This is a genomic window from Inquilinus sp. (assembly GCF_057815775.1).
Genome location: NZ_JBYRFX010000067.1, coordinates 1 through 4,361 on the forward strand (window position 1 = coordinate 1; position 4,361 = coordinate 4,361).

At 70.6% G+C, this 4,361-nt stretch carries 3 protein-coding genes; 1 reads left to right on the top strand and 2 read right to left on the bottom strand.

Annotated features, from left to right (window positions below):
- Positions 1-1,799: CarD family transcriptional regulator (locus tag AC3XYG_RS02690; protein WP_489138267.1), on the bottom strand; the 1,799-nt coding region annotated here is incomplete at its 3' end.
- Positions 1,796-2,083 carry an FAD assembly factor SdhE gene (locus AC3XYG_RS02695; protein ID WP_489138268.1) on the bottom strand — a complete coding sequence of 96 codons (288 nt, stop codon included), beginning with the start codon at positions 2,081-2,083 and terminating at the stop codon, positions 1,796-1,798. The genes AC3XYG_RS02695 and AC3XYG_RS02690, both read right to left, overlap by 4 nt.
- A gap of 46 nt (positions 2,084-2,129) precedes the next feature.
- On the opposite strand from AC3XYG_RS02695, the gene recG reads away from it, so the two are divergent.
- The gene (recG, locus tag AC3XYG_RS02700) at positions 2,130-4,211 is read left to right on the top strand and encodes an ATP-dependent DNA helicase RecG (protein ID WP_489138269.1); all 2,082 of its coding nucleotides are present in this window, start codon (positions 2,130-2,132) and stop codon (positions 4,209-4,211) included.
- Positions 4,212-4,361 lie beyond the last annotated feature (150 nt).

The following is a 4,361-nucleotide window of genomic DNA, read 5'->3' on the forward strand; positions in this document are numbered from 1 at the left end:
GCGGTGGTGCGCAGGGCGCGGGCGGCGGCGATGCGCATCAGCTCCTCCGCCATGTCCTTCAGCCGCTTCTTGACCCGCGCCTTCCGCGCCTGCCAGCCGGCGCCGCCGAGCTTGTCCAGCTGCACGGCCATGTCGCCGGAGCCGTAGCGCGACAGCACCTCGATGTTCTCGACCGGCACGAACAGCTTGTCGCCGCCCTCATAGACGATGCGCAGGCAATCATGCGCCGCGCCGCCGACGGTCAGCGTCTCCAGCCCCTCATAGCGGCCGATGCCGTGATCCTGGTGGACGACGATGTCGCCCGACGCCAGGGCCGAGACCTCGGCGATGAACTGGTCGGATTTGCGCCGCTTCTTCTGCGGCCGGGTCAGCCTGTCGCCGAGGATGTCCTGTTCGGTGACGACGGCGAGTTCTGGAGTGGCGAAGCCGTGTTCCAGCGGCAGCACCACCATGATGGCGGTGCGCGGATCGATCTTCTCGACCCCGGCCCAAGTCTCGGCCACGGCGAAATCGGCCTTGCCCTGGTCCGACAGCATCGTGCGCAGGCGGTCGCGGGCACCGGTGGTGTAGCCGGCGACCAGCACGCGCTTGCCCGCCGCCTTCAGCTCACCGAGATACAGCCGCACCGCGGCGTAGAGATTGACCTCCGGATTGGCGCGGGCATCGGCGAAGTCGTGGCCGCGGCGGCCGCCGGCATCGGTGCCGCCCTCGGGCGGGGCGAAGGGCGAGAAATCGGCGACGGGGCGGCCGGCGAGGCCGGCATCCCATTCCGCCACGTCGAGATACAGGCGATCGGGTGGGATCGGCCGATAGGGCACGCCCTTGGCCTTCTTCTGCGCCGCCTGATGGGTCAGCCGCGCCTCGTAGAAATCGGCGATCTGGGCCAGCCGCTGGTCGCGCGCCTGCTCGATCTGGTGATCCAGCGTGACCGAGGCGTCCGGCAGGTAGTCGAAGATGGTGTCGAGATGGTCGTGGAACAGCGGCAGCCAATGTTCCATCCCGGGCTGCTTGCGGCCGGCCGAGACCGCCTCGTATAGCGGGTCGTCGTCGTTGATGGCGCCGAACAGTTCGCGGTAGCCGCTGCGGAAGCGGGCGATCGCGGCCGGATCCAGGAAAATCTCGCCCATCGGCTTGAGCGTGATGCGCTCGACCTCGCCGGTGGTGCGCTGGGACATCGGGTCGAAGCGGCGGATCTTCTCCAGCTCGTCGCCGAACAGGTCGAGCCGCAGCGGCTCCTCCAGCCCCGGCGGGAACAGGTCGACGATGCCGCCGCGGACGGCGAATTCACCGGGTTCGCGCACCGTCTGGGCGCGGCTGTAGCCGTTGCGGGCCAGGAAGCCCTGCAGTGCCTCGAGATCGACCCGGTCGCGCAGGGCGATCGACAGGCTGGCCTCGGCGAAGCTGGCACGCGGCGGCACCCGCTGCATCGCGGCGCCGATGGTGGTCAGCACCACGAGGGGCTGGTTCGGCTTGCGCGGGATCAGCAGCCGGGTCAGCGCGTCGACCCGCTCCGCCACCGTCTCGGGGTTCGGCGAGACCCGGTCATAGGGCAGGCAGTCCCAGGGTGGCAGGACCACCACCTCCAGGTCCGGCGCGAAGAAGGCGAGCGCGCCTTCGAGCGTCGGCAGCCGGGCGTCGTCGCTGGCGACATGCAGCAGCCCGCGGCCGCCGGCCTGGCGCGCCAGTTCGGCGATCAGCCGCGCATCCTGGCCCTGCGGCACGCCGCCGATGGTGCGATAGCGGCCGCCAGTGTCGGCTACGGCCCGTTCGGCCAAAGCATGTTGGGGCAGCGCGCTCATCCGCGGCCCCGCGATCGGGCGTAGTCGAGCAGCAGCTGCATCACGTCGCAATCGACATCGGCCGGTACCGGGACACGTTCGATCACCCAGTCCCACAGATCGGGATCGTTGTTCTCGATCAGGTCGGCGTAGCGGGCCAACTGGTCTGCATCGAGCCGGTCCAGCGTGGCGTCGGCAAAACCGCCCAGCAGCAGGTCGGCCTCGCGGGTGCCACGATGCCAGCTGCGGAAGCGCAGTCGGCGGCGCAGCGGTGCTGCGGCATCGCTATCGGTCGGCTCGGTCATTGGCTTAAGGTGCTCTTCCACTTATGCCCTCATATAGACCTGAGCCTTGCGTCCGCAAATCCTCTTCCCACTCTTTGCTGCCATCGAATCCCTGCACGGCATCGGTCCGAAGACCGCAAAGCTGATCGAGAGGCTGGCCGGGCCGAAGGCGCTGGACCTGCTGTGGCACCTGCCCAGCGGCGTGGTCGACCGGCGCCGGCTGGTCACCCTGCGCGAGGCGCAGCCGGGCACCATCGTCACCCTGACCCTGCACATCGACGGCTATGTCCGCGGCTCCTCCGCCCGCGCGCCGCACCGGGTCCGGGCCTCGGATTCGACCGGAACGATCGACCTCGTCTTCTTCCACGCCCGGATGGACTGGCTGGAGGCGAACTTCCCGATCGGCCAGGTCCGAATCGTCTCCGGCCGGGTCGAGCAGTTCCAGGGCGCCCTGCAGATGCCGCATCCCGACCGGACCGGCCCGCTGGAGGAGCGCGAGGAGATCGCGGTGGTCGAGCCGATCTATCCGCTGACCGCCGGCCTGATGCCCCGCACCCTGGCCAAGATCATCGCCGACGCCGTCGCCAAGGCACCGGAGCTGCCGGAATGGCAGGACGCCGCCTGGCTGCGGCAACGCGCCTGGTCGGGCTGGCAGGTTGCGCTGCGCCGGGCCCATGCGCCACAGGACGCGGCCGACCTGCTGCCGGTCGCCCCGGCCCGGCAGCGCCTGGCCTATGACGAGCTGCTGGCGAACCAGCTGGCCCTGGCGCTGTTCCGCCGGTCGACCCGTGAACGGCCGGGGCGCCCGACCAAGGGCGACGGGTCGCTGCGCGGCAAGGTCGAGGCCGCCCTGCCCTTCGCCCTGACCAACGCCCAGCAGCTGTCGCTGGCCGAGATCTATGCCGACCTGGCAGCGCCGGCGCGGATGCTGCGGCTGCTGCAGGGCGATGTCGGCAGCGGCAAGACCGTGGTCGCGCTGATGGCGATGCTGGCGGCGGTCGAGGATGGCCGCCAGGCCGCCATGCTGGCGCCGACCGAGATCCTGGCGCGGCAGCATCGCGAGACCCTGTCGGCGCTGCTGGCCCCGGTCGGGCTGACGGTCGGGCTGCTGACCGGCCGCGACAAGGGCAAGGCGCGCAAGGAGACGCTGGCCGGCCTGGCCGACGGGTCGATCCGCGTCGTCGTCGGCACCCATGCGCTGTTCCAGGACAGCGTCGAGTTCGCCGACCTGGCCGTCGCCGTGATCGACGAGCAGCACCGCTTCGGCGTGCACCAGCGGCTGCAGCTGTCGGCCAAGGGCGACGGCGTCGACGTGCTGGTCATGACCGCGACGCCGATCCCGCGCACGCTGCAGCTGACGGCCTATGGCGACATGGAGGTGTCGAAGCTGACCGAGAAGCCGCCGGGCCGCACCCCGGTCGACACCCGCGCCGTGTCGTCCGAGCGGATCGACGAGGTGGTGGCCGGCATCGGCCGGCACTTGGCCGGCGGCGGCAAGGCCTATTGGGTCTGCCCGCTGGTCGAGGAATCCGAGAGCATCGACCTCGCCGCCGCGACCGACCGCTACGACGATCTGCGCCGCATGTTCGGCGAGAAGGTCGGGCTGGTGCACGGCAAGATGAAGGCGGCGGAGAAGGACGCCGTCATGGCCGGTTTCGCCGAGGGCGGCATCGACCTGTTGATCGCCACCACGGTGATCGAGGTCGGCGTCAACGTGCCGGCGGCGACGGTGATGGTGATCGAGCATGCCGAGCGTTTCGGCCTGGCCCAGCTGCACCAGCTGCGCGGCCGGGTCGGGCGCGGCGACGCGGCATCGCGCTGCATCCTGCTGTACACCCCGCCGCTGTCGGAAACGGCACGGCAGCGCCTGGCCACCATCCGGGAAACCGAGGACGGCTTCCGCATTGCCGAGGAGGATCTGCGCCTGCGCGGCGCCGGCGAGATGCTGGGCACGAAGCAGAGCGGCATGCCGGAGTTCCGCATCGCCGACATCGACGCCCAGGGCGACCTGCTGGCGGTGGCGCGCGACGACGTCGCCCTGATCCTGAACAAGGACCCAGAGCTGGAAGGCCCGCGCGGCCAGGCGCTGCGCATCCTGCTGCATCTGTTCGAGCACGACAGCAGCGCGAAATATCTAAGAGCGGGGTGATAGCTCGGACATACGGGCGACGCGGCGCTGCCAGAGCCAGAGGGCCGGCGTCACGCCGAGCTCCATCGCCAGCGGCAGCAGCGTCGTCCGATCGACGGCGCCGCTGGCGATGATCGCCACCAGGCGGGCGCAGCCGCCGGTGACGACCAG

Excerpts from the sequence above, each read along its gene's own strand:
- AC3XYG_RS02695 (WP_489138268.1), bottom strand. The coding sequence starts at position 2,083 with ATGACCGAGCCGACCGATAGCGATGCCGCAGCACCGCTGCGCCGCCGA.